This window comes from Amycolatopsis sp. NPDC051716 (genome assembly GCF_040681595.1).
In the GTDB taxonomy this organism is placed as follows: Bacteria; Actinomycetota; Actinomycetes; order Mycobacteriales; family Pseudonocardiaceae; genus Amycolatopsis.
This window is the reverse complement of sequence record NZ_JBFAZA010000027.1, coordinates 20,575-45,030: the sequence shown is the minus strand read 5'-3', so window position 1 is coordinate 45,030 and position 24,456 is coordinate 20,575. Positions and strand designations below refer to the sequence as shown.

Annotated in this window: 20 protein-coding genes and 1 tRNA gene; 6 read left to right on the top strand and 15 right to left on the bottom strand. The window is 71.2% G+C overall.

What is annotated here, in order from left to right; all coding sequences use genetic code 11:
• The first annotated feature begins 13 nt into the window (after positions 1–13).
• The 3 genes from AB0M30_RS31495 (at position 14) to AB0M30_RS31485 (ending at position 5,570) form a co-directional block, all read left to right on the top strand.
• A complete protein-coding gene (locus AB0M30_RS31495) occupies positions 14–3,169 on the top strand; it encodes a BTAD domain-containing putative transcriptional regulator (RefSeq protein WP_364591102.1) in 3,156 nt (1,051 codons plus the stop codon).
• A 75-nt stretch (positions 3,170–3,244) separates the two neighbouring features.
• Entirely contained in the window at positions 3,245–4,735 is a 1,491-nt protein-coding gene (locus AB0M30_RS31490; protein WP_364591099.1) for an FAD-dependent monooxygenase, read from the top strand.
• 85 nt (positions 4,736–4,820) lie between these two features.
• Positions 4,821–5,570: an RNA methyltransferase gene (locus tag AB0M30_RS31485; protein ID WP_364591096.1), complete on the top strand. Its 750-nt coding sequence runs from the start codon at positions 4,821–4,823 to the stop codon at positions 5,568–5,570.
• 76 nt (positions 5,571–5,646) lie between these two features.
• On the opposite strand, the gene AB0M30_RS31480 is transcribed toward AB0M30_RS31485, so the two are convergent.
• From AB0M30_RS31480 to AB0M30_RS31470, 3 genes are all read right to left on the bottom strand, one after another.
• A tRNA-Leu gene (locus AB0M30_RS31480) sits at positions 5,647–5,723 on the bottom strand.
• Between the two features lie 48 nt (positions 5,724–5,771).
• Entirely contained in the window at positions 5,772–7,889 is a 2,118-nt protein-coding gene (locus AB0M30_RS31475; RefSeq protein ID WP_364591093.1) for a hypothetical protein, read from the bottom strand.
• A complete protein-coding gene (locus tag AB0M30_RS31470) occupies positions 7,886–8,749 on the bottom strand; it encodes a 5'-methylthioadenosine/S-adenosylhomocysteine nucleosidase (RefSeq protein ID WP_364591090.1) in 864 nt (287 codons plus the stop codon). Before AB0M30_RS31470 ends, AB0M30_RS31475 begins: the two co-directional genes overlap by 4 nt.
• Positions 8,750–8,954: 205 nt before the next feature.
• On the opposite strand from AB0M30_RS31470, the gene AB0M30_RS31465 reads away from it, so the two are divergent.
• Positions 8,955–9,665, top strand: a complete 711-nt coding sequence (locus tag AB0M30_RS31465) for an NUDIX domain-containing protein (protein ID WP_364591087.1) — start codon at positions 8,955–8,957, stop codon at positions 9,663–9,665.
• Positions 9,666–9,743: 78 nt separating this feature from the next.
• Positions 9,744–9,914: a hypothetical protein gene (locus AB0M30_RS31460; protein WP_364591084.1), complete on the top strand. Its 171-nt coding sequence runs from the start codon at positions 9,744–9,746 to the stop codon at positions 9,912–9,914.
• A gap of 60 nt (positions 9,915–9,974) precedes the next feature.
• On the opposite strand, the gene AB0M30_RS31455 is transcribed toward AB0M30_RS31460, so the two are convergent.
• From AB0M30_RS31455 to AB0M30_RS31440, 4 genes are all read right to left on the bottom strand, one after another.
• Positions 9,975–11,309, bottom strand: coding sequence for an NAD(P)/FAD-dependent oxidoreductase (locus AB0M30_RS31455; protein ID WP_103336939.1), 1,335 nt, complete (start codon positions 11,307–11,309; stop codon positions 9,975–9,977).
• An 84-nt stretch (positions 11,310–11,393) separates the two neighbouring features.
• On the bottom strand, positions 11,394–12,077 hold the full coding sequence (locus AB0M30_RS31450) for a uracil-DNA glycosylase (protein WP_364591321.1): 684 nt from the start codon (positions 12,075–12,077) through the stop codon (positions 11,394–11,396).
• A gap of 20 nt (positions 12,078–12,097) precedes the next feature.
• On the bottom strand, positions 12,098–12,382 hold the full coding sequence (locus tag AB0M30_RS31445) for a hypothetical protein (RefSeq protein ID WP_364591081.1): 285 nt from the start codon (positions 12,380–12,382) through the stop codon (positions 12,098–12,100).
• 5 nt (positions 12,383–12,387) lie between these two features.
• A complete protein-coding gene (locus tag AB0M30_RS31440) occupies positions 12,388–13,047 on the bottom strand; it encodes an endonuclease V (RefSeq protein WP_364591078.1) in 660 nt (219 codons plus the stop codon).
• 48 nt (positions 13,048–13,095) lie between these two features.
• On the opposite strand from AB0M30_RS31440, the gene AB0M30_RS31435 reads away from it, so the two are divergent.
• Positions 13,096–14,589: a peptidase S10 gene (locus AB0M30_RS31435; protein ID WP_360163137.1), complete on the top strand. Its 1,494-nt coding sequence runs from the start codon at positions 13,096–13,098 to the stop codon at positions 14,587–14,589.
• Here AB0M30_RS31435 and AB0M30_RS31430 read toward each other — a convergent pair.
• The 8 genes from AB0M30_RS31430 to AB0M30_RS31395 form a co-directional block, all read right to left on the bottom strand.
• The gene (locus AB0M30_RS31430) at positions 14,567–15,352 is read right to left on the bottom strand and encodes a hypothetical protein (protein ID WP_364591075.1); all 786 of its coding nucleotides are present in this window, start codon (positions 15,350–15,352) and stop codon (positions 14,567–14,569) included. The genes AB0M30_RS31435 and AB0M30_RS31430 overlap by 23 nt on opposite strands.
• Entirely contained in the window at positions 15,349–16,386 is a 1,038-nt protein-coding gene (locus AB0M30_RS31425; RefSeq protein ID WP_364591072.1) for a hypothetical protein, read from the bottom strand. The genes AB0M30_RS31430 and AB0M30_RS31425 overlap by 4 nt, the downstream gene beginning before the upstream one ends.
• Before the next feature lie 514 nt (positions 16,387–16,900).
• Entirely contained in the window at positions 16,901–18,625 is a 1,725-nt protein-coding gene (locus AB0M30_RS31420) for a S8 family serine peptidase (protein WP_364591069.1), read from the bottom strand.
• A gap of 74 nt (positions 18,626–18,699) precedes the next feature.
• The gene (locus AB0M30_RS31415) at positions 18,700–19,698 is read right to left on the bottom strand and encodes a dipeptide ABC transporter ATP-binding protein (RefSeq protein WP_364591066.1); all 999 of its coding nucleotides are present in this window, start codon (positions 19,696–19,698) and stop codon (positions 18,700–18,702) included.
• Positions 19,691–20,686: an ABC transporter ATP-binding protein gene (locus tag AB0M30_RS31410; RefSeq protein ID WP_364591063.1), complete on the bottom strand. Its 996-nt coding sequence runs from the start codon at positions 20,684–20,686 to the stop codon at positions 19,691–19,693. The genes AB0M30_RS31415 and AB0M30_RS31410 overlap by 8 nt, the downstream gene beginning before the upstream one ends.
• 6 nt (positions 20,687–20,692) lie before the next feature.
• Positions 20,693–21,646, bottom strand: a complete 954-nt coding sequence (locus AB0M30_RS31405; RefSeq protein WP_364591060.1) for an ABC transporter permease — start codon at positions 21,644–21,646, stop codon at positions 20,693–20,695.
• A complete protein-coding gene (locus AB0M30_RS31400) occupies positions 21,639–22,568 on the bottom strand; it encodes an ABC transporter permease (RefSeq protein WP_364591058.1) in 930 nt (309 codons plus the stop codon). Before AB0M30_RS31400 ends, AB0M30_RS31405 begins: the two co-directional genes overlap by 8 nt.
• A 105-nt stretch (positions 22,569–22,673) precedes the next feature.
• Entirely contained in the window at positions 22,674–24,305 is a 1,632-nt protein-coding gene (locus AB0M30_RS31395) for an ABC transporter substrate-binding protein (protein WP_233225615.1), read from the bottom strand.
• Positions 24,306–24,456: the final 151 nt, after the last annotated feature.

The window sequence follows — 24,456 nt, the reverse complement described above, 5'->3', positions numbered from 1 at the left end:
CGAAGATCGGGGCATGGACGGGCTTCGCATCACGCTGCTGGGCACGTTCCAGGTGTCCCGGGGTGAAACGGTCCTGCCCGTCCCGGGCGCGCGGTTGCGGGCGCTGCTCGTCCGGCTGGCGCTCGCCGGGGGCCGCGCGGTCGAGCCGGGCGTGCTGGTCGACGCGGTGTGGGGCGCCGAACCGCCGTCCGGTACCGCCTCCGCCCTGCAGACCCTCGTTTCCCGGCTGCGCCGCACCCTCGCCCCGGCCGACGGCTTGCTCGTGCAGGTCGCGGGCGGCTACCGGCTGGCGGTGGCCGACGTGGACGCCCTGCGCTTCGAGCAGCTCACCGCGGCCGGCCGGGAGCGGCTGCGGGCCGGGGACGCCGGAGCCGCGAGCGCCGCCCTCGCCGAGGCGGTGGCGTTGTGGGGCGAGCCCGCGCTCATCGCCGCCGTCGCCCCGGCGGTGGCGACCCGGCTGGCCCGGCTGTCGATCGAGGCCGTCGCCGACCTCGCCGAAGCCGAGTTGTCGCTGGGACGCGCCGAGCCGGCCGCCGCCCGGCTGACCGGGCTGCTGGCCGAGCACCCGGCGCACGAACGGGCGGCGGCCCTGCTGATGGACGCGCTCGCCGCGCAGGGACGTCAGGCCGAAGCGCTGACCGTCTACGAGCGGGTCCGCCGGACGCTGGCCGGCGCCCTCGGCGCCGACCCGGGCACCGCCCTGCGGGAACGCCACCTCCGGCTGCTGCACCCCGCCCCGGCCCCGGACCGGGTCCGGCCCGTTCCCCTGCCCGCGCCGCTGACCAGCTTCATCGGCCGCGACGACGACCTCGCGCGCGTCTCCGCCCTGCTCACGACCGGACGCCTGGTCACCGTCCTCGGGCCCGGTGGCGCCGGCAAGACCCGGCTCGCGCTGGAGGCCGCCCGCCGGCACGGCCACGACGTCCGGCTCATCGACCTCGCCTCCGTCACCGAACCGGCGAAGGTCGCGCCGGCCGTGCTCGCCGGGATCGGCCTGCGCGGCAGCGCAGTGTTCGACGCCCGCAGGCGCGCCGGAACCGACGAGCTGGCCGTGCTCGTCAGCGAACTCGGCGGCCGGGAGAGCCTGCTGCTGATCGACAACTGCGAGCACCTCATCGACGCCGTGGCCCACCTGGTCGCGACGCTGCTGCCGCGCTGCCCCGCCCTGCGGGTGCTCGCCACCAGCCGCGAACCCCTGGCCGTGGACGGCGAAGCACTGGTACCGCTGGGGCCGCTCGCCCTGCCCGGGCCGGACGACGACATCCGCGCAGTGGCCTCGGTGCGGTTGTTCACCGAGCGGGCCGCCGCCGTGCGCCCCGGTTTCGCCGTCGACGAAACCACGCTGCCCGACATCGTGCGCGTGGTCCGCGGCCTGGACGGCCTGCCGCTGGCCCTGGAGCTGGCCGCCGCCCGGTTGCGGACGCTGTCGCTGCCCGGCCTGGCCGACGGGCTCGCCGACCGGTTCCGGCTGCTCACCACCGGCAGCCGCACCGCGCCGCCGCGGCACCGCACCCTGCGTGCGGTCATCGCGTGGAGCTGGGAGCTGCTCGACGAGCGCGAACGCACGGTCGCGGAGCGGATCGCCGTCCTGCCCGGCGGCGTCACGCCCGCCTCGGCCGCCGCCGTCTGCGCGGGCACCGGCGTGCCCGCCGGCGAGGTCCCCGACCTGCTCGCCGCCCTCGTCGACCGGTCGCTGCTGCAGCTCGCGCCCGGCACCGGCCGCTACCGGATGCTCGAAACCATCCGCGAGTACGGCATCGAACGCCTCGACGGCGACCTCGGCCCGGTTCGCGACCTGGCCGCCGCCCACTTCACCGTGCTGATCGCCCGCCACGACGCCGAGCTGCGCGGCCCCGGCCAGCTGGCGGCCATGGCGGTCATCGGCGCCGAGTACGACAACGCGCTCGCCGCCCTGCGTCACCTGTGCGCCACCCACGACTCCGCCGCCGCGATCGCGCTGGCCCTCGCGCTGACCTGGTACTGGCAGATGTTCGGCCGCGACTCCGACGCCGGCTACTGGCTGGGCGAGGCCTTGGCGGTGCCCGGCGGCGAGCCGGCGCCCGAGCGGGACTGCGCCCGGGCCGCCCACCTGCTCAGCCGCGCGGACATCATGTCCGGGATCACCGCCGGGGAAGCGGCGGAAGACCGGGCGGAGATGCGCGAGCTGGCCGGACGGCTGCTGGCGCACCCGCGGCTGCCCGGCCACTACCGCGTGTTCGGCCCGATGCTGCTCTTCCTGCTGGGCGACGAGTCCGCACTCGCGATCTTCCGGCAGCTGGCCGACGGCGACGACGGGTGGCTGTCGGCGCTGGCCCACATGTTCCAGGCCGAGATCGCCGAAAACTCGGGCGAGCTCGACCGGGTCGGCGTCCACGTGGCGGCGGCGCTGGCCGGCTTCCGGCGGGCCGGCGACCGGTGGGGCCAGGCGGCGACGCTGCCGATGCGGGCCCAGCTGAGGCGCTACGACGAGCTCGACGGCGCGCTGGCCGACCTGCGCGAGGCCCAGGCGCTGGCGGGCGAGTTCGGCACGCTCAGCCTCGGCGACCAGCTCTACAACGACCTGCGCTGGATCGACCTGCACATCCGGCGCGGCGAAACCGGCCGGGCGCTGGCGGTGATCGGCTCGGTCCGGGAGCGGCTGCTGCGCGCGTCGGCGGCGGAAACACCCGTCCTGATCGACGGCTGGGAGGCCGGCCTGCGCGTGCGCCTGGGCGACCTGGCCGGGGCGGGTGCCCTGCTCGACGACGCCGAACACCGGCTGCTCGTCGACACGGGATTCCCCTCCGACCACGCCCGGGCGCTGATCGCCGGCGCGCGGTCCGCGCTCTGCCTGGCCCTGGGCGACCCAGCCGGCGCGGACCAGGCCGGGCGAGCGGCGTACGCGGCGGCGCTGGCGGCCCGGGACCTGCCGATCCTGTCGCTGGTGACGGTGCACACGGCCGCGCTCGCCGAAGCACGCGGGCGGCCGCGGGAGTCGGCCGAGCTGCTCGGCGTCGCCGCCCGGCTGCGTGGTGCGCACGACCGCACCGATCCGCAGGTCCGCGAGCTCACCCACCGCGGCCGGGCCGCACTGGGCGAGGACGAGTTCGCCGCGGCGTACGCGGCGGGCTGGGAGCTGGCGGCGCCGGCCGCCGTCGCCGCCGCCGACCCGGCCCGGCTCGCGCTGTGAGCGCGGTGTGCGCGCCGTGTGCGTGACGGCCGTCAGTCTCGAGGCACGTCCAAGACCTCGAGAAAGCGGTTTGTCATGCACGACGTGGTGATCGTGGGAGCCGGCCCGGTCGGGCTGTTCCTGGCCTGCGAGCTCGGCCTCGCGGGCTGTTCGGTGCTGGTGCTCGAACGGGAGCCGGAGCCGCGGACCCCGTGGCGGAGCTTCCCGCTCGGCATGCGGGGCCTGTCGGGCGGTTCGGTCGAGGCGTTCTACCGCCGCGGGATACTGGCGCCGCTCCTGGCGGCGTCCGGTGTGGACGAACGGCCGGTCCCGGACGAGCCGGCCCCGCCGCGGTCGGCCGGCCACTTCGCCGGAACGCCCGTCGACCCGGCCGACGTCGACCTCGCCCGCCTGCCGTACCGGCTGCCCAGCCCGGCGCTGGACGGCATCATGACCAGTCTCGAGGCGGTGGAGACGGTCCTGGCCGAGCGGGCCGCGAAACTCGGCGTCGAAATCCGCCGCGGCGTCCCGGTCACGGCGATCACCCAGGACGCCTCGGCGGCGGTCGCCCGGGCCGGCGAGCAGGAGTACCCGGGCCGCTGGCTCGTCGGCTGCGACGGCGGCCGCAGCACGGTCCGGCGGCTGGCGGGCTTCGAGTTCGCCGGCACCGAGCCACAGCTGACCGGCTACCTCGCGCTGGTCACGCTGGCCGAGCCCGGTCTCCTCGCTCCGGGCTTCACCGTGACGCCGCAGGGCATGTACCTGACGATGTCCGAGCCGGGCCACCTGGGCGTCATGGACTTCGACGGCGGCGCGTACGACCGTTCCCGGCCGCCGGCCCGCGAGCACCTCCAGTCGGTGCTGCGCCGGGTGTCCGGCACCGACGTGACGATCGGTGAAGTGCGCTTCGCCTCCACGTTCACCGACCGCGCGAAGCAGGCGACCACGTACCGCCGCGACCGCGTCCTGCTGGCCGGGGACGCGGCGCACATCCACTCGCCCCTGGGCGGCCAGGGCCTCAACCTCGGTCTCGGCGACGCGATGAACCTGGGCTGGAAGCTCGCGGCCACGGTGGCCGAGCGCGCCCCTGCGGGCCTGCTCGACACGTACACGGCCGAACGCCACCCGGTCGGCGCGCGGGTGCTCGACTGGTCACGCGCCCAGGTGGCGACCATGCGCCCGGACCCGCATTCCCGCGCGATCCGGTCCGTGGTCCGCGACCTGCTGGCCACCCGCGACGGCACGACGTACGTCTTCGAGCGCACCAGCGGTACTTCGCTCCATTACGACCTGGGCGGCCACGGCCTGGTGGGCCACAACGCCCCGGACTTCGTACTGGCCAACGAAACCCGCGTCGGCGACCTGCTGCAGGACGGCCTCGGCGTCGCGCTCGACTTCGGCGTGGACGGGCCCCTGCGAGAGGTGGCGCGGCGGTACTCGGACCGGATCCGGTACGTGGCCGGCCCGGCGCGCGACGACCTGGGCTTCGGCGCGGCGCTGATCCGGCCGGACGGAATCGTCGCGTGGGCCGGTGAAGGCGTCCTGGACTCCGGTTCGTTCGAACGGGCCGTGCGCCGCTGGTTCTGAACCCGGTCTAGTCGGCGCGCAAGACATCGGTAGATCAAGGGATGTGGGAAGCGGCTCCAGCCGCCCCGAAGGTAGGTTCGGCGACGTGCATGATGCCATCTCGGCGCAGTGGGAACGCCTGCGCAGCCAGCAGGACGTCGTCGTCCTGGAGGGCTTCCACGCCATCAAACACGCCCTCCGGTTCGGTGGCGCCGTCGATGCCATCGTGACCACCAGTACGGCCGCGCTCCGGAAGCTGGCACAAGAGCTCGCCCCGGACATCGAGGACGCGATCACCGCACCCGCGCAGACCGTGAGCGCGGCGGAAATCGCGCGGCTTCTCGGGCGCGTTCATCAAACCGAAGTGGCCGCTCTCGCCCGCAGGCCCGCCTGGTCGGAAGCGGCGCAGCCCGCAAACCGGACCAGCCCGGCGGTGCTCCTGGAAAACCCCCGGAATCTCGGCAACATCGGGGCGGTGATCCGCGTCGCCGCCGGGCTCGGACTGTCCGCGGTGTATTCGACCGGCACGGTCGACCCTTGGCACCCGACGGTGCTCCGCGGAAGCGCCGGCCTGCACTACGCGCTGCCCGTCCGCCGGCTGGCCGGCATCCACGAAGCCGAGGGGCCGATCTATTCCCTCGACCCCGAAGGCATCGATCTTCGTGAAGCGGTCATTCCGCAGGACGCCTTGCTGGCCTTCGGATCCGAACGCAGTGGCATTTCCCCCGAACTCCGCCGCCACTCCGACGTATTGCTCTCGATTCCCATGCGTGCGGAGGTATCGAGCTACAACCTGACGACTTCGGTCGCGATGGCGGCGTATCACTGGGTACTCAGCTCCGGCCATCAACTCTGACCAGGACCGCGCAAGATCGCCGACTTCCTCGGGCACGCCCTTCACTGGGCCACTCCCAGCCGTCGACCTGGGTGTTTGGTGCCCCCGACGGGACTCGAACCCGCACTGAATCGATTTTAAGTCGACTGCCTCTGCCGGTTGGGCTACGGGGGCACCGCACACTCTAGGTGATCGAGCCGGTCTTGCGTCCAGTGCGCCGCACTATTCCGGGTCGGCGTCCAGGAGCCCCGGGCCGTGCTCGGCTCTGCGCCAGTCCTCTGATCTGCGGCGGCGGCGTTCCTGCTCCCTGGCTATCCAATCGCGGCCCTCCGCCGAGACCGCTTCCAGCACGTGCAGTGCGCCCGCGATGCCCGAGGACTCCAGGGCGAGGCGCTGCAACATCGCCTCGTTCTCCACGCTCTCGTCCGTCAGGCCTTCGAAGCCCTCGGCGACGACGGAAATCTGCTCGCCGCTCACCAGCGTCAGCCGGAATGCCCGCTTTCGCACGGACTGTGTCTGCTGGAGGACCGCGTTGTCGCCGTTCAGGATCTGGTAGTGCCACCCGTCCGCGTACCGGACGCCGACTTCGGCGACGCGGGCTGCGGAAAGGGCGTCGTAGCGGAAGGATGTCCGGCGCTCGTCGTGGACGTCCGCCTTGAGGAAGTCCAGGTCCACCTCGATCTCGCGGACGCCGCTGTGGGTCAGGAGGAACACGAGGATCACGTAACGGGAGTAGCGCATCGGGCCGCCGAGGACGCGGGCTCGCTGGGCGTTGGCCGCTCCCTCCGTCAGGACCACGTGCGCCACCAGGTCGCGGTTGGTCAGCGCGCACCGGCGCAGGGCCTCGGTCTTGAGGTGGGACTTGTCCAGGTCGAGCCACCAGGCCATCTCGGCGTCGTCGGGCCGGTCCGCGAGCACCCGCGACCACTCCACGAACGCCTGCTCCTCCTCCTTCAGCAGCCGGCTGCCGCGCTCGTTCTCCTCCGCCTGGAACTGGTGGGACACCATGATCCGGAGGCCGTGCTGCATCGCGAAGAAGCCGCCTGCGCCGAGGAAGAGCGCCGCTCCGATGAAGCTGCCCGCGCCGCCGAGCATGATCAGGCCTCCGACGATCGCGACGGCGATCCCGGTGCGGTGGACGAGGAGGCTGGTCGACGACGGGCGGACCTCGTCGCGGTAGGCGAACAGGGTGCCGTTCCGCCACTGCGCGGCCACCCGGCGGGCGTGCCACCGGATCAGCCAGTTCACCGCCCCGGCCTCGACCTGCGCGTTGCCGAACAGGGTCACGAACCGCCATTTGTAGTACTCGCAGATGCCGCGGGTGTCGTTCACCCAGCTGCCCGGCGTGTGCGGCCGCGCGTCCCAGAACCGCGCCTCCACCAGCTTGTGGATCTGCTCGACGAACCGGGACGACACCCAGTGCCCGGGCGAGCCGGCGGCCTGGAACTGCAGCGGGACGCCGTGCTCGCGGTCGCGGGCGACCAGCCGCATCGTCCCCAGCTGCTGCTCTCGCCCCGCCCAGATCGCGCCGGCGAACCCCGCCGCCATGACGAGCAGGCCGGCGATGCCCGCCCCGGGCCGGCCGTCGCCGAACCCGCTGAGGAAAGCGATCAGGCCGAGGAGCACGCCCGCGCCCCCGAGGCCCGCCTTCACCCATTCCGCGGAGGGGATGGCCGCGCGTGCGGGCACGAAGTACCGCGGCACGGCGGGATCCGGTTCGAAGAACTTCCACGCCCGGTCCACCCGGTCGTGCCCGAGCCGCTCGGTCCGGACGCGCTGGGCGTCCACGACGTCCACGCTGTCCTGGAGCGCGCCGCCGAGGACGAGCGCGAGGTGACGCGTGATCTCGTTCTGCCGGTCCCGGGGCAGTTCCTGCAGGTTCGCCATGGCCTTCGCCAGGTCGGCGGCATCGAGGGAACTCCCCATCTCCTGCCGCCACACGAAGGACATGAGCTCCCACACCACGCTCAGCGCGCCACGCCACTCGTCGTGGGCGAACCGCCGGGCCGTGAGGTCCGCCATCCGGAACCGCGCGTACACGTCGTCGCTGATCTCGTTGAGCGACCGGTCGCTGAGGACGGACAAGGCGTAGTGGTAGGCGAGCTCGGTGGACGTGTGCCCTTGCTGCAGCAGCTCTTGGAAGAGCGTCTCGGCCATCCGCGGAGTACCACCGCGCAGGTGGTTCAGCGCGACCTGGAACCGCCGCTTCGGCGGATCCGACGGATTGATGTTGTAGGTCGTTTCGTTGCGGTGGAACGTGCCGCCGTAGATCGCGCCGATCTGCTGCTCGACGTGGGATTCGCCGGACGCCTGGTTCTGGAACCCGCGCGGGTCGTTCATGCGTGCCTCCGCGGGGACCGCTGCGTCACGTGGAAGTCCCCGTAGACGGCGCCCACCTGCTGCCCGACGCGCGCGTTGTCCTTGGCCACGTTGGTGTAGGTCGCCACCGGTACCTGGGTGCGCTCGTCCTCGCGGGCACCCTCCGCGCCCCCGATCCCGGCGGCGAGCGCACGGACGAAGTCCGCCGCGTTGCCGGCGGCGACCGCCTGCCAGTCCGCCTTGTCCGCGACGTCCTTGGCGCCGTCCGCGCGGTCGCTGATCCCGCGGACCGTCAGCGCCGGGACGTCGTCGTTGAGGTGGCCGGTCAGCGCGAAGCCCGCGCTTTCCATTTCGACCGCCACCGCGTCGTTGTAGCTGTCCCACAGGTACCGCGCCGCCGCGGACGTCCGCCCGTCGACCACCACCTCGCCCGCCGCGACCGGCTCGAAGTGGACTTCCGGCACGCTCTCCGCGCCGCCCCAGTTCCCCTCCCTGGCCAGCGCCCGCGCCAGTTCCAGCAACCGGTGCGACGGTTCCCAGGCCTCCGGCCTGCTCCGGAAGCCCGTGTCGTCGCTGTAGCCACCGTGGTACGCGTAGACCTTCCGGGCGACGACGACGTCGCCCAGCCGGAGCCAGTCGCGCAGCCCGCCGGCGACGCCGGTGAACACGACCGCGGACGGCGAGAACTCCGCGACCGCGCGTTCGGCGATCGCCGCGGCGCGGGCGTTGCCCGTTCCCACCATGCCGAGCGCGGCCGGGCGACCGGCCAGCTCGCCGACGTCGAACACCGTGCCCGCGTGGTGCACGTGCCGCCGCACCCCGGTCATCCGGGCGCGCACCGCGGCGCGCTCCACTTCCAAGGCGGTCAGGATCACCAGCACGGGGCGACCGCCCCCTCGTTCCGCTCTGCCATGACGATCTCCCTCTGTTCGCCGAAAACGGCGCCCTCGCGACCGGCAGGATGCCGAGTGCAACGTGCAAGGTAGCCCTATCGGGCTATTCTCGTCAATAAGACGAATATTGGCCGGCTGCGTACACTGTGCACTATGGACACTCCACCGACCACGACCGGCCGGGTCGCCGACCATGCCTGAGCCCGGCGAGTGGACGATTCCCGAGGTCGCGGTCGCCGTCGACCTGGCCATCCTCACCGTGCACGACAGTTCGCTGCAGATCATGCTCGTGAAGCGGGGAATTCCGCCGTACGAGGGCATGCTGGCCCTCCCCGGCGGGTTCCTCGCGTCGGCGTCGGAAGACCTCGACCACGCCGCGGCCCGCGAACTACACGAAGAGACGGGCCTCGACGCGCGGGCGTTACACCTGGAGCAACTGCGCACGTACGGGACGCCGGGCCGCGATCCGCGCCAGCGGGTGATCGCGGTCTGCTACGTCGCCTTCTCGCCCCAGCTGCCGGTTCCGGTGGCCGGCGGCGACGCCCGTGAAGCGGTCCTCCTGCCCGTGGAGAAGGTGCTGAAACCGCGCACCCGGATCGCGTTCGACCACAAGAAGATCATCGCCGACGCGGTCGAACGCGCCCGCGGCAAGCTCGAGTACACCACGCTCGCGGCGGCCTTCTGCGCACCGGAGTTCACGATGACCGACCTGCGCGAGGTCTACGAGATCGTCTGGGGCGAACAGCTCGATCCGCGGAACTTCCACCGCAAGATCATCGGCGTCGACGGGTTCCTGATCCCGACCGGGGAGCGGGTCTCGCGACAGCCCGGCCGGCCCGCCGCGCTCTACCGCCGCGGTCCCGCCACGGTGCTCCACCCGGCCATGCTCCGGTCGCGCCCATAATCGTCACCTTGACGTTAACCGACCGGACGGGCTACCGTCGGCTCGACCTTAAACGTCACTCTGACGGGAAGTGCCGGCATGGAGATCCACTGCAAGGCGAGGTTCGCGGTCCGGACGGTGGCGCTGGCCTTCGCCGCGGGCGCGGTGCTGGGCGCGGTCGTCACCGGGTACGCCGTGTCGACCGGGCAGAACGAGCCCGCGGCACACAGCGCCGTCGCCCCCTCGGCCACCGGACCCCACGACGGCTGAGCCTGCCCGAAACGACGAAAGCCCCCGGCCACGAGGGCCGGGGGCTTCGACGAAAAGACGTCAGGACTTCGAGACGCGCGCGAACTCGTCCTTCGGGTTGTTGATCTGCCCGAGCGAGATCACCTCGCGGCGGAACAGGCCACCGAGGATCCAGTCGAACAGGATCCGGATGCGGCGGTTCCACGTCGGCATCGCCTTGAGGTGGTAGGCGCGGTGGAACAGCCAGGCCGGGAAGCCCTTGATCTTCAGGTTCAGCGCGTCCGCGACGCCCTTGTGGAGGCCGAGGCTCGCCACCGCGCCGAGGTTCTTGTGGTAGTAGTCCTTCGGCTTGCCGCCGCGCAGGACCTTGATGATGTTCTTCGCCAGCAGGCGGGCCTGGCGGACCGCGTGCTGCGCGTTCGGCGGGCAGGTCGCCGTCGGGTCCTCTTCCGTGCGCGAGAGGTCCGGGATCGCGGCGTTGTCACCGGCGGTCCAGACGTCGGGGTGGCCGACGACCTGCATCGCGGCGGTCGCCTCGAGGCGGCCGCGCTTGTCGACCGGCAGGTCCGACTGGCCGACCACCGGGTTGGCCTTCACGCCGGCCGTCCAGATGATCGTGTCGGTGTCGAACTCCGTCCCGTCCGAGAGCACGACGTGGCCGTTTTCGAACGACTTCGCCGCCGTCGACAGGTAGACCTCGATGCCGCGCTTCTCCAGCTGCTCGACCGTGTACACGCCGAGGGTCTCGCGGACCTCGGGGAGGATGCGGCCGGCCGCCTCGACGAGCACCCAGCGGATGTCGGAGGTCTTGATGTTCGGGTAGTAGTTCTCGACCGCGAACCGGGTCATGTCCTCGAGCTCGGCCAGCGCCTCGATGCCGGCGAACCCGCCGCCGACCACCGTGAACGTCAGCAGGCGCTTGCGCAGCTCGGGGTCGAGCGTGCTGGCCGCCTCGTCGAGCTTGGTCATGATGTGGTTGCGCAGGTAGATCGCCTCGCCGATGGTCTTGAAGGCGATGCCCTGCTCGACCAGGCCCGGGATCGGGAGGATGCGCGCGACGGCGCCGAGCGCGACGACCAGGATGTCGTAGCCCAGCTGCTCGACGTGGCCGTCGGCCGCCTCGACCGTGACGGACTTCTTCTCGTTCTCGATCTTGGTGACGCGCGCGGTCAGCACGTGGCACCGCTTGAGCACGCGCCGCAGCGGCACGACCACGTGCCGGGGCTCGATCGCGCCGGCCGCGGCCTCCGGGAGGAACGGCGCGTAGGTCATGTGGGGCTGCGGGTCAACGACGGTCACGGAGGCCTCGTTGGCCCGGAGCATCTTCTGGAGGCCGTACGCCGTGTAGAGCCCGACGTACCCACCACCGAGGACGAGGATCCGAGTCGGTTCCGACTTCGACTTCGCAGCAGCCATGTCCTCATGGTGACACCTTCGCCGCGACCTCGCTCGGGGGCCCCATCCGGCTGTGACCAGCGTCGCTGCGGTTTCCGTAACGATTCAGTCGTGCCCTGTCACCGAGGTCGCGGCCCGGAAGACGTCCGCCACCATGGCGTGGGTCACGCGGTGTGTCTGGACATTGCGCGGCGAGACGTGATAACAGCCGAAAAGCCGCAGGTCGCCCAGTTCCACGACGGCTCCGTGGGCGAACGCCGGCCGCGGCTGCGGCACCGGCCAGCCGGCCGCCGCCAGCACGGGCAGTGACGCCTGCCAGCCGAACGCGCCCAGCACGACGATCGCCCGCAGTGTCGGACGTAACAGGGCGAGTTCCTCCGCCAGCCACGGGCGGCAGGTGTTCCGCTCGGCCGGCGTCGGCTTGTTCTCCGGCGGCGCGCACCGCACGGGCGAAACGAGCCGGGTGCCGTACAGCTCGAGGCCGTCACCGAGCCGCTCGGACGTCGGCTGCGAGGCGAGCCCGACCTCGTGCAGGACCCGGAACAGGAAATCACCCGACGGATCGCCGGTGAACATCCGCCCGGTGCGGTTCGCGCCGTGCGCCGAGGGCGCCAGCCCGACAACGGCGAGCGACGCGTCCGGCGGCCCGAAGCCCGGCACCGGGCGCGCCCAGTACTCCTCGCCGCGGAAGGCCGCCTTGGTGCCCGCGACGCCCTCGCGCCAGGCCACCAGCCGCGGGCACGCGCGGCAGCCGGCCACCGCGGCGTCCAGCTCGGGCAGCGACCTCATCTTCATCGACTTCGTCGGCTTCATCGCAGCGCCGCCCGGGACAGCCGGTCAGCTTGCCGCGTGGTCTCCGGCAGCCGGTAGCGCGGGGTCAGCGCGCCGATGTGGATGATCGGGCACCCCTGCGAGGGGTACTCCGGCTTCCTTCCGGCCGGATCGACCGGCCGCATCCGCGGGCGGTGGGCGCCCGGCTCGTGGCGCGATTCGCCAAGCACACCGGGCACCTGAACCAGCGCGGTCGGCACGCGCCGCAGCTCGCGGCAGCCGGCCACCGCGGCGTCCAGCTCGGGCAGCGACCTCATCTTCATCGACTTCATCGCAGCGCCGCCCGGGACAGCCGGTCGGCGTGCCGCGTGGTCTCGGGCAGCCGGTAGCGCGGGGTCAGCGCCAGCGTCAGCCGGCACGCGTGGGCCAGGCCGATCCGGTGGCCGGCCGAGACGTACACCGGTTTGACGCCGTCCTGGGTCCGCAGCACCGCGCCGACCTCCTCCCCGGCGTCGACCAGCGGCTCCGACGACCCGCGCTCGTGCGCCGGCGTGCCGTGCGAGCCGATGAACCGGGTCTTGCCGACGCCGAACGCGGGCAACCCGGTCAACACCCCCAGGTGGCAGGCCAGGCCGAAGCGCCGGGGGTGGGCGAGGCCGTGGCCGTCGCAGACCAGGACGTCGGGCGGGTGCTCCAGCCGCTCGAGCGCGGCCAGCAGTGGCGGCAGCTCGCGGAAGGCGAACAAGCCCGGTTCGTACGGGAAGATGGCCTTCGCGCGGTGGGTCCGCTCCTCGACCACGGTGAGCCCGGTGGTCTCGAGGGTGACGACGGCCGCGGCGATGCCGCCGGTGTCGTCGTAGGCGACGTCGAGGCCGGTGACCGTCGGCGGCAGCTCGGGGCAGTCGTCGGCGAGCTCGACCCGGCCGCGAAGCCGGTCTTGCACGGCGAGCGCCTCCTCGATCGTCGCCGGCCAGTCCTCGGTGTGCACCAGGTCACCCTGCCACAGCCGCCCGGTCCCGCCGACTAAGTTGGGTCCATGGCGGACAGCACCCCCGAAGAGGCCTCCGAGCCGAAGGCCGCGGAGACGACCGAGATCCCGGCCGAGCCGACCGACGACATCGTCACGACCCAGCACACCTTGACCGTGAAGCGGAAGAAGCTCGCATACACGGCGAAGGCGGGGCGGATCGTCCTCCGCAAGGAGATCGTCAAGGACGGCAAGTCCGAGGGCGTCAAGGCGAAGGCGGAGGTGTTCATCACCTCCTACACCCTCGACGACGCCGATCCGGGGTCACGGCCGGTGACGTTCGCCTTCAACGGCGGCCCCGGCTCGTCGAGCATCTGGCTGCACATGGGCCTGCTGGGACCGCGCCGGGTGCTCTCGGGCGACGTCGACGACCTGGTGCCGCCGCCGTACGGGCTGGCCGACAACCCCGAGACGCTGCTGGTGCACAGCGATCTGGTGTTCATCGACCCGGTGTCGACCGGCTACTCGCGCGCGTCCGAGGGCGGCGAGACGAAGGACTTCCACGGCTTCAAGGGCGACATCGAGTCGGTCGGCGAGATCATCCGGCTGTGGGTGTCGCGCCACCAGCGCTGGCTGTCGCCGAAGTTCCTGGCCGGCGAGTCGTACGGCACGCTGCGCGCCGCCGGGCTGGCCGCGCACCTGCAGGACCGGCACGGGCTGTACCTGAACGGCCTGCTGCTCATCTCGTCGGTGCTCGACCTGGGCACGCTGCGGTTCACCGAGGGCAACGACCTCCCGTACTCGCTGTACGTGCCGACGTACGCGGCGATCGCGCACTACCACGGCCTGCACGGCGAGCGCCCGCTCGACGACGTCCTCGCCGACGCCGAGGACTTCGCGGCGAAGGACCTGCCGTGGGCGCTGGCCCGCGGCGCCCGGCTGTCCACTCAGGACCGGACGGACGCGGTGGCCACGCTGGCGTCGCTGACCGGCCTCGCCGAGTCCTATGTGGACCGGGTGAACCTGCGGATCGAGCACGTCCGGTTCTTCACCGAGCTGCTGCGCGACCGCGGCCTGACGGTCGGCCGGATGGACGGCCGGTTCACGACGTGGGAGCCGGACGGCGGCCGCGAGCACATGAGCGACGACCCGTCGATCTCCCGCGTGGTCGGCGCGTACGCGGCGGCGTTCAACCACTACGTGCGGGCCGAGCTCGGGTACGCCAACGACCTGCCCTACGAGCTCATCAGCGAGGACACGTTCAAGGCGTGGTCGTACTCGGACTTCGAGGGCCGTTCGGTTTCGGTGGTGGACTCGCTGAGCGCGGCGATGCGCGCGAACCCGCACCTGAAGGTGCACGTGGCCTTCGGTCACTACGACGGCGCGACGGCGTACTACGCGGCCGAGCACGTGCTGGCCCATCTGCAGATCCCGGAGGAACTGCGCGAGAACATCGACTCGGCGTACTACCCGGCGGGCCACATGATGTACATCCACGAACCGACCCGGGTCCAGCAGTCGAAGGACCTGGCGAAGTTCGTCAAGAAGGCGTCGAACCGCTGAGCACGGCCCGCAGCCGCCGCCACTGCGCGACACCCACGACGACCTGCGTCGCCACCGCGAGACCGGCGTAGCCGGCCAGCCACGGCCGCCACTCCGGCGGCTGGGCGTGGCCGACCAGCGGATCGACCAGCGCCGGAACGGCGTAGATCCCGGGCATCGCCATGAGCAGGTCGTGCTGTCGCAAGGCGGTGTCCACGGCCCGGGACGTCGCGTCCTCCGCGATGACCGGCCGCCGATAGACGTCGGTCACCATCGCGGCCGTGACCGCCGCGCCCAGGGCCAGCAGGAGGAGCCAGCTCCCCGCGTACGTGCGGTACGGCGTCGTGGCGAACATCGTCACGGCGAGCGCCGCGCCGCCGCCGAAGGTGACCAGCGGCACGGCGAGGAACCAGCCGGTCACGTCGGTCCGCGGCGGGCCGCCGAGCGTCCCGAACCGCGCCAGCGCCTGGCGGTCGCGGATCCGCGCCGGAAGCCAGTAGCCGAGGTGCTGGGCGATGATGATGAAGAAGACGTACGAGCTGTCCATCAGCTCCCCGCCGCGGACACCGGGCAGGAAAGTCAAGCTCGCGAACCCGATCATGACGGCCGCGTACCCCAGGAAACCCACGACGATCCACCGCCACGACCCCGGGGGCCGCGCGCCGGCGCGGAAGCCGAGCCGCAGGGCCAGCAGGTCGGTCATCGTCGGCACCTCGACGCGGTGCTTGACCAGCCAGCGGCCGGCCGCCGCGCGCTCCGCGTCCGTCGGCACCGGGGCGCTCACCGGTTCACCGTTCCGTAGTGGCCGCGCGGCAGGCTTTGCCGCCGGGCCTCGATCGCGACGCCGACGCAGACCGCCGTCACCAGGACGAAGTACCCCAGGGCGGGCACGAACCGCGCCGGGGGCCACGGCCAGCTGGTGGACAGGTCGATGCAAACGAGGAACGTGAACGTGAACGGCGCCGCGAACGCGCGGGTGTCGTGGGCGCGCAAGGCCGCGTCGACGGCGGCTGAAGCCTCGTCCTCGGCGATCACCGGGGCGCGCAGGGCCCGGCCGAAGACCGGGGCCACGCCCGCGGCGGCGATGACCAGTGCGGCCGCCCAGCCCACCGGGTTGGCGGCGTACCACCCGCACAGGACCACGCCGGCGCCGAACGTCGTCACCACCGCGGCGAGGTACCGCCAACCCACCTGCGCGGCCGCCACCCGCAGCGACGGCCGGGCGCCCGCGGGAACCAGCCGGGCGGCGGCGCGGTCGGCCCGGCACACCCGGCGCCACTGCAGCAGCGGGTAGGCGGTGCAGACCACGGTGAACACCAGGAACCGCGCGAGCACCGGGATCGGCGGGAGCAAGGCGACCACCCAGACCACGGACGAAAGCACGCTGTAGGCCTGGTAGGACCGCGTGGCCAGCACCCGGGCCCCGACGCGCACCGCGAGCAGCGGCGTCGGCTCGTCCACCTCCACGCCGCGGCGGGCCAGCCACGCCCGCGCCCCCTGTCTCTCGGCGAGCGTCGTCCACGCCGCTTCCACCACCATCGGACCTCCCCCGTCCCGCCGTACACGCTCGAAAGGCCGGAAAGGTTTACCGGGCGGCAGCCGGTGGCGGCGGACCAGCAGCCGGCCCGTCAGCTGCACACCGGCCACGGTCACCAGGTACACCGGCGCCGACCACCCCAGCGGGCCGGGCGCCGCCCAGTCGACGACGTAGATCGGCATCGCCAACAGGGTGCACACCGCGCTCGGGGCGAACCGGTACGCGTCCTCGGCCCGCAGCAGCCCGTCGACCCACTGCGACCCCCGACAGCGAGCGCGCACGTGCTCACCCCGGCCGCCACCGCCGGCGGGTACCAGTGCTTCCAGGCGAACTGCGGTTCGGTCAGGAAGGCCGCCGCGCACAGCGCCGCCCCGCCGGCGAACGTGACGGCCGTCGAGATCAGGTACTACCCAGCCGATCCGATCCGGTGCACCGCGCTCCGGAGCGGGTCCCCACGTACACGCGGAGCGCCCCCTCGAAGGGAGCCTCAGGCGCCGAAGTACCGCTCGGGCCGGGGACAGCGCTTCGAGCGCGCCGGCCTCCGCGATGTCCTCGTGGCGCCTGAGCTCCACGTGCATGTCCTCGGTGACCATCCACCAGATGTCGAGGTCGTCGGACTCATCGACCAGATCGGGGTCCGCCTTCTGCTCCGCGATCCGTTCCGGCGGCAGGTGGATGCTCAGGTCCTGGATCACCTCGCGAACGACCGCAGTCCGCCCGAGTTCATCCCCATGTCCCTCGTACACGGGAAACGGCCCACCTCCCGGAGGAGATGGGCCGTTTCCGGGCGAAAACCTACTTCAGGTACTGCGAACCGCGCGTCACCGCCGCGTAGGCGTCGACCGCGCCGTGGCCGTAGAAGCCGTTGAACGGCGGGTCACCCTCGCAGGTGGCCGTGAACGTCGCGTCGCGGCCTTCCTTCAGATAATCCACCGTGCGGGGCACCGGGCAGGCGATCTTCGCCGCCGTGCCCTCGAGGACGCGCTGGACCTTGTCGGGGTCAAGCCCGAACTCGCCGTGCGACTTCTTGCCGTACTGGGAAATGATCAGCGCCGCGACGCCGGTGGCGTGCGGGGTGGCCATCGACGTGCCCTGCAGCCACTGGTAGTAGCCGACGCGGCCGTCCGGGGCGGTGGCCTTCTTGACGCCCGCGGTCAGGCCGGCTTCGGTGATGTTGCCGTCCGCGTCGATGTTGCCGTCGGCGATTCCCACGTTCTTCGGGTACGTCGAGAGGATTTCGTTCTCCACCGTGCGGTACCACGGCGTGCCGAAGCCGTCGCGGAAGAAGCCGCCCGGGGCCGACACCGAGATCTGCTCGAGGCCGTAGTTCGAGTAGTCCGCCTTCTTCTGGGACGGCCCGAACGCGCTCACGCCGATCGTGTGGTTGCCCTCGACCGGCAGGCTCAGGCAGGAGCTGTTGTCCACCGTGCGCGGGTGCGTGCCGTTCGCCGGGTAGTCGGGGCTCGTGGTGTCCGGCTGCGGTGCGCCCAGGTCGGTGTGCTGGTTGCCCAGCGCGACCACCATCGTGACGCCCTTGCGGTGCGCGTAGTTCAGCGCGCGCTGGGTCGCCTCGATGATCGTGCGCTGCTCGGCCTGCTCGGCGGGCGAATCCGCCGGGTTCGCCGTGCAGTTGTACAGCCACGGGTCGGTGTAGAACGACATGTTGACCACGTCGATGCCGGCGTCGCCGGCGTAGGTCAGCGCGTCGACCGTCGGCTGCAGGAAGAAGAAGCCCGAGTCCTGGCCGGCGCGGATGTTCACCAGCGTCACGTTCGGCGCGACACCGGAGACGCCGAAGCCGTTGGCCGCGGCGGCGATGGTGCCGGCGACGTGCGTGCCGTGGCCGCCGTCGTCGTGGTTGGCCGGGTCGACGCAGCCGCGGAACTCGCACGGCCCGTCGACTTCGGCGCCGTTGACGTCGGTCGGGATGTCACGGGTGAAGTTGCGCGAGTCGGCCTCGTCGAAGTTCGGCGCGATGTCCGGGTGCGTGCCGTCGATGCCGGTGTCGATGACGCCGACCTTGACCTGCTTGCTGCCCGGCTGCTTGGTGCGCGAGAGGTCCGAGCGGACGGACTTGAGGCCCCAGAGCTGGTCGTCCAGCGGGTCCAGGCCCGCCGGCGCGGCCGCGGCCTTCTTCGGAGAAGCGGTGCCGCGGCCTTCCTTCTCGACGCCGGCGTCACCCTTGGTCTTCTTGCCCATCTTCGGCACCGAGCCGATGGACTGGGCCTTGGCCGCGCCGAACACCGCGCGGTTCGTGGCCACGCGCTCGGTGAAGCCGGTGGCCGGCGCGCTGGCCCTGATCAGGCCGACCGCGGTGTTGGTCTCCAGGACCGTGCCGCCCGCGGCCTTGATCGCCTGCTGGGCGCCGCCGATGCTCTGGACGTCCTTGGCGAGCACGGTGAATTCGGTCGCCGGGCCGGACAGCGCGGGCTGCGCCGACGCGACCGGGACCGCGACCGCGGAAACCGCGCCGAACAGCGGCACGGCCAGTACCGCGGCCAAAAGCCTGGGTCTCTTCACGTTTCTCCTCCTCGCGGAAAGCGGTTCCTGCACCGTATAGACCGGACATAGCGCGTACAACGGCAAAAAGTACGTTATGGAACAACCGACTTCTGCTCGGCGAAGTGACAAGCTGACAAGTGGCCGTCCGTCCTGGGCACCAGTTCCGGCACTTCCGACGCGCACCGGTCCTCGGCCTTCCAGCACCGCGTGCGGAACCGGCACCCGGACGGGGGATCCAGGGGGCTCGGCACGTCGCCGGTCAGCCGGATCACCTGGCGGTGCCCGCGCACGGCCGGGTCCGCCACCGGCACCGCGGACAGCAGCGCCTGGGTGTACGGGTGGGACGGCCGTTCGTAGATCTCCTCTTCGGTGCCGAGCTCGACGATCTTGCCGAGGTACATCACCGCGACCCGGTTCGACAGGTGCCGCACCACCGAAAGGTCGTGCGCGATGAAGACGTACGACAGGCCGAACTCGCCCTGCAGGTCACCGAGCAGGTTCATCACCTGCGCCTGGATCGAGACGTCCAAAGCGGACACCGGCTCGTCACAGATGATCACCTTCGGCCGCAGCGCGAGCGCCCGCGCGATGCCGATGCGCTGGCGCTGCCCGCCGGAGAACTGGTGCGGGTAGCGGTTGAGGTGCTCGGGGTTGAGCCCGACCACCTCCAGCAGTTCGCGCACCTTCCCCGCCCGCGAGCCCTTCGGGGCGACCTCGGAGTGGATCTCGAACGGCTCGCCGACGATGTCGCCGACCGTCATGCGCGGGTTGAGCGAGGTGTACGGGTCCTGCAGCACGATCTGGATCTCGCGCCGCAGCTTCCGCAGCTCGGCGCCGCGCATCGCGAAGATGTCGCGGCCCTCGAAGGTCGCCGTCCCGCTCGTCGGCTCTTCGAGCCGCATCAGCACCTGGGCCAGCGTCGACTTCCCGCAGCCGGACTCGCCGACGACGCCGAGCGTCTCGCCCGGCATCAGGTCGAACGAGACGCCGTCGACCGCCTTGACCTGGCCGATCGTGCGCTTGAACAGGACGCCGACGCGGACCGGGAAATGCTTCTTCAGGTCGGTGACCGAAAGGATGGGGTCAGGCACGGGAGCTCACCACCTCTTCGGCGAAGTGACACGCGCTCGTGCGGCCGAAGCCGAGGGCGTGCTGGGGCGGGACCTCCGAGGAGCAGCGCGCCTCCGCCCGCTTGCACCGCGGGTGGAACGGGCAGCCGGGCGGGATGTCCAGGAGGCTGGGCGGCAGGCCCTTGATGGTCTCCAGTGTCTGTCCTTTGAGGTCGAGCCGGGGCAGGGAATCCATCAACGCCGCGGTGTACGGGTGGCCCGGCGCGCGGAACAGCTCGCCGACCTCGGCCTGCTCGACGATCCGGCCGGCGTACATCACCGCGATCCGGTCGGCGACCTCGGCGACCACGCCCAGGTCGTGGGTGATGAGCACCAGCCCCATCTTGCGTTCGGCCTGGATCTCGCCCAGCAGGTCCATGATCTGGGCCTGGACGGTGACGTCGAGGGCGGTGGTCGGCTCGTCGGCGATGAGCAGGTCGGGATCGAGCGCGAGCGACATCGCGATCATCGCGCGCTGGCGCATGCCGCCGGAGAACTGGTGCGGGTAGTCCTTGATCCGCCGGTCCGCGGCCGGGATGCGGACGGTGTCGAGCAGCTCGATCGCGCGCTTCCGGGCGTCCTTTTTGGACATGCCGAGCCGGACGCGCAGCTGTTCCTCGATCTGGAAGCCCACGGTGAACACCGGGTTCAGCGCGGACAGCGCGTCCTGGAAGATCATCGCGATCTCGCTGCCGCGGACTTCGCGACGGCGGTCGTCGGGCGCGGTCAGCAGGTCCTCGCCGCGCCAGCGCACGGCACCGTCGGTGATCACGCCCGGTGGCATGTCGAGGATGCCCATCACCGTCTGGGCGGTGACGCTCTTCCCGGAACCGGACTCGCCGAGCACGGCCAGGGTTTCCCCGGCGTGCACGGAGTAGCTGACGCCGTTGAGCACGTTCGCCACGCCGTCGGACGTCCGGAACTCGACGCGCAGATCCTCTACTTCGAGCAGGAGTTCGTTGTCGGACAAGGGGATCTACCTCGACTTCGGATCGAGCGCGTCGCGGATGCCGTCACCGAGCATCACGAAGGCCAGCACGGTCAGGGTGACGAAGGCGCCGGGGAACAGCAGCATGTGCGGGTCGTTCTGGAAGTAGTCCTTCGAGTCGGAGATCAGCACGCCCCACGAAACCACCGGCGCGCGCACGCCGATGCCGAGGAAGGCGAGCGTCGCTTCGGCACCGATGAACGCGCCGAGCGCGATGGTGGCGTACACCAGCACCGGCGCGATCGTGTTCGGCAGCAGGTGCCGGAAGATGATCCGCGGGGTGCTCGCGCCGAGGCCGCGCGCGGCCTTGACGTAGTCGAGCTGCTTGGCCACCAGCGTCGCCGAGCGCATGATCCGCATGGCCACCGGCCAGCTCAGCGCGGCGATCGAGCACACCACCTGGACGATGATCGTGACGCCGCCGGGGTTCGAGCCGGGTGCGTTGAACGTCGTCAGGATGACGATCGCGCCGAGGATGAACGGCAGGCCCGCGAAGATGTCGCCGAAGCGGGAGAGCAGGCTGTCGACGAACCGCCCGTAGTAGCCGGCGAGGATGCCGACGAGCGAGCCGAAGAGAACGGTCAGCAGCGTGGAGAACACGCCGACCAGCACCGACGCGCGGGTGCCGTAGATCGTGCGGGCGTAGACGTCGGCGCCCTGGTTGTCGTAGCCGAACCAGGCGTCCGCGGACGGCCCTTCGTTGGCGTGGGCCAGATCGCTGAAACCCGCGTCCCGCGAGCTGAACAGGCCGGGGGCGATCGCGAGCAGCACGATGAACAGGATGATCACCGCCGAGGCGATGACCGCGGGCTTGCGCCGCAGCTGCTGCCAGGCGTCGCTCCACAGGCTGCGGGCTTTCTGCGGGCTGGTGGCGGAGTCGTCGACGCGGGACAGCTCGGCCGCGTCGGCACCGCCACCACCCACCAGGTTCGGGTCAGTCATAGCGGATCCTCGGGTCGAGAACGGCGTAGAGCAGGTCGACGATCAGGCTCATCAGCAGGTACACCAGTACCAGCAGGACGACGACGCCGACGACGGTGGCGCTCTCCCGGTCCTGGATGCCGCGGAAGATCAGCCGGCCCAGCCCGTTGATGTTGAACACGCCTTCGGTGACGATCGCGCCGCCCATCAGGGCGCCGAGGTCGGTGCCGAGGAACGTGAGCACCGGGATCACCGAGTTGCGGAGCAGGTGGACGCCGACGACCCGGCTCTGCGGCAGCCCTTTCGCGATCGCCGTCCGCACGTAGTCGGCGCGGCGGTTTTCGGCGATGCTGCTTCTCGACAGCCGGGCGACGTAGGCCATCGACAAGCTGCCGAGCGCGATGCCGGGCACGATCAGCTCGCCGACGCTCGGATCCTCCGACACGCTCGCCTCGATCCAGCCGAGGCCGTTGCCGCCCAGCGCGAGCTGCAGCACGATCGCCGTGACGAACACCGGCAGCGAGATCAGGAACGTCGTGGACACCAGCACCAGGTTGTCGAGGAAACCCTTGCCGCGCAGGCCGGTCAGCACGCCGGCGGTGAGGCCGATGACGGCTTCGATGGCGACGGCGATCACGGCCAGCCGCAGCGTGATCGGGTACGACGTCGCGATCAGTTCGCCGACGGAGGTGCCGTTGAAGGTTTCGCCCCAGTCACCGGTGAAGAGGCTCCCGAGGTACTTGAAGTACTGGACGAAGATGTTGTCGTTCAGGTGGTACTTCTCGGTCATCTGGGCGATGTAGGCCGCCGGGCAGGCGGCCTGGCCGCACTTGCCCGAGAACGGATCGCCGGGCAGCGCCCAGACCAGGACGTAGATCAGGAACGTGGTGCCGAAGAACACCGGGATCAGCTGGAGCAGCCGTCGCAGGACATAGCGGATCATGACGAGTTCCTAGTGCGCGCCGGCCGCCGTGAGTGGCGAGGCGGGTGGGCACCCTCCTGGCCACTCACGACGGCGTGGTGGTGGTTGCGGCAGGTCAGCGCGCCACTACTTCTTGAGGACCTCGATGGACGGGTAGTCCGGCATGCGCCGGAAGTCGAGAGCCGCGGACTTGAGGTTCTTCGACTTCGCCGCGACGCCCTTCTCGTCCCACACCGGGATCGACGGGAGGTCCTTGGCGATCAGGTCCTCGGCCTGCTGGTACAGCTTGACCGCCGCGTCCTTGTCGGCGGTGGCGTCCGCCCGCGCGAGGAGCGCGTCCACCTGCGGGTTCGAGTAGCTGGAGTCGTTCGAGGACCCGCCGGTCTTGTAGATCGGGTTGAGGAAGTCCTCGATGGACGGGTAGTCCGCGGACCAGTCCGAGCGGCCCATGCCGGTCAGCTTCTTCTTGGTGACGATGCTGCGCCACTGGCCGAAGTCGGTCGCGGGCACGAAGTCACACTCGACGCCGAGCGTGTTCTTGATGCTGTTGCAGGCCGCGACCAGCGGTTCCTTGCGGCCACCGTCCGCGTTGGACGCGATGGTCAGCTTGCCCTGGAAGCCGGACTTCTGGAACGCCGCCTTGGCCGCCGCCGGGTCGAACTTGCAGAACTCGCAGACACCCGGACGCGCACCGGGGATGCCCTGCGAGATGTAGCCGTCCGCGGGCACGTAGGTGTCGTTCATGACGGTCTTGGTGATCTGCGTGCGGTCGATCGCCATCGAGATGGCCTTGCGCAGCTCGAGGTTGTTGTACCCCGGCACGTAGTAGGGCACGGCGATGGTGCTGATCCCGAGCAGGTGGCCGGTGACCAGCCGGTCGCCGAGGTCGTTCTTGTACTTGCCGCCCGCGACCGCCGACGGCGGCAGCGCCTCCATGAAGTCGAGCCGCCCGCTCAGCAGGTCCTGGTAGGCGGTCTCCTGGCTGGCGTAGATCTTGATGTCGAGGTCCTTGAAGTGGACCTTGTCGTCACCCTTGTAGTCGTCGTTGCGGGTGAGCTTGATGTCCTGGTTCGGCGTCCGCGAGACGAACTTCATCGGGCCGTTGCCGATCGGGTGCTGCTCGAAGCCCTTGGGGTCCTTGAAGAACGCGTCGGGCAGCGGCGCGAACGCCTGGTAGCCCACCTTGATGTCGAACACGGAGAACGGCGCGTCCAGCGTCACCTGGAACTCGTAGTCGCCCTTGGCGACCAGGCCCGACATCTTGTCCGTGGCCGGCTTGGCGTTCTCGTCCTCGGGGTGGACGTCCTTGTACCCCTGGATGTTCGAGAAGAAGTCGGTGTTGAGCTGGCCGTTCGGCCCGTAGGCGCCGTAGTTCCAGGCGTCGATGAAGTTGTGCGCCTTCACCTCGGTGCCGTCGTGGAACTTCCAGCCCTGCTTGATCTTGATGTCGTAGACCTTGGAATCGGTCGTCGTGATCGAGTCCGCCATCAGGTTGAACGGCTTGGCGTCCGCGCCCTTGAACCCGACCAGGGTGGCGAACATGACCTGGATCGCCTTGGTGCCGCCCAGATCGTTGATGTTGGTCGGGACCAGCGCGTTCTGCGGCTCGGTGCCGTACACGCTCACCGTGCCGTCCGGGTTCGTCTCGCCGGCGCCCGCGGAGTTGCTGCCCGACCCGCCGCCGCCGCACGCGGCCAGCGCGAGCGCCAGCGAGGTCATCACCACCGTGGGTCCCCAGAGCCTGCGCGAACGACGCATGTTCCCCTCCATTTCCGGTGTGTCCGAAAGGTGAGACGCACGCTATCGGGGGCGGTGAAGCTGATCACAGGAGTGCGGTGTTGCAAATGTGTGACGGTCGTCAGGACCACCTGGTTGGAGTACAACCAACGTAGGAATCCGGATACTCCGG

What these genes read in the sequence shown, in the direction of transcription:
- AB0M30_RS31495 (WP_364591102.1), top strand. Translation starts at nt 14, where the DNA reads ATGGACGGGCTTCGCATCACGCTGCTGGGCACGTTCCAGGTGTCCCGG.
- AB0M30_RS31490 (WP_364591099.1), top strand. Translation starts at nt 3,245, where the DNA reads ATGCACGACGTGGTGATCGTGGGAGCCGGCCCGGTCGGGCTGTTCCTG.
- AB0M30_RS31475 (WP_364591093.1), bottom strand. Translation starts at nt 7,889, where the DNA reads ATGAACGACCCGCGCGGGTTCCAGAACCAGGCGTCCGGCGAATCCCAC.
- AB0M30_RS31465 (WP_364591087.1), top strand. Translation starts at nt 8,955, where the DNA reads ATGCCTGAGCCCGGCGAGTGGACGATTCCCGAGGTCGCGGTCGCCGTC.
- AB0M30_RS31460 (WP_364591084.1), top strand. Translation starts at nt 9,744, where the DNA reads ATGGAGATCCACTGCAAGGCGAGGTTCGCGGTCCGGACGGTGGCGCTG.
- AB0M30_RS31455 (WP_103336939.1), bottom strand. Translation starts at nt 11,309, where the DNA reads ATGGCTGCTGCGAAGTCGAAGTCGGAACCGACTCGGATCCTCGTCCTC.
- AB0M30_RS31450 (WP_364591321.1), bottom strand. Translation starts at nt 12,077, where the DNA reads ATGAGGTCGCTGCCCGAGCTGGACGCCGCGGTGGCCGGCTGCCGCGCG.
- AB0M30_RS31445 (WP_364591081.1), bottom strand. Translation starts at nt 12,382, where the DNA reads ATGAAGATGAGGTCGCTGCCCGAGCTGGACGCCGCGGTGGCCGGCTGC.
- AB0M30_RS31435 (WP_360163137.1), top strand. Translation starts at nt 13,096, where the DNA reads ATGGCGGACAGCACCCCCGAAGAGGCCTCCGAGCCGAAGGCCGCGGAG.
- AB0M30_RS31405 (WP_364591060.1), bottom strand. Translation starts at nt 21,646, where the DNA reads ATGACTGACCCGAACCTGGTGGGTGGTGGCGGTGCCGACGCGGCCGAG.
- AB0M30_RS31400 (WP_364591058.1), bottom strand. Translation starts at nt 22,568, where the DNA reads ATGATCCGCTATGTCCTGCGACGGCTGCTCCAGCTGATCCCGGTGTTC.
- AB0M30_RS31395 (WP_233225615.1), bottom strand. Translation starts at nt 24,305, where the DNA reads ATGCGTCGTTCGCGCAGGCTCTGGGGACCCACGGTGGTGATGACCTCG.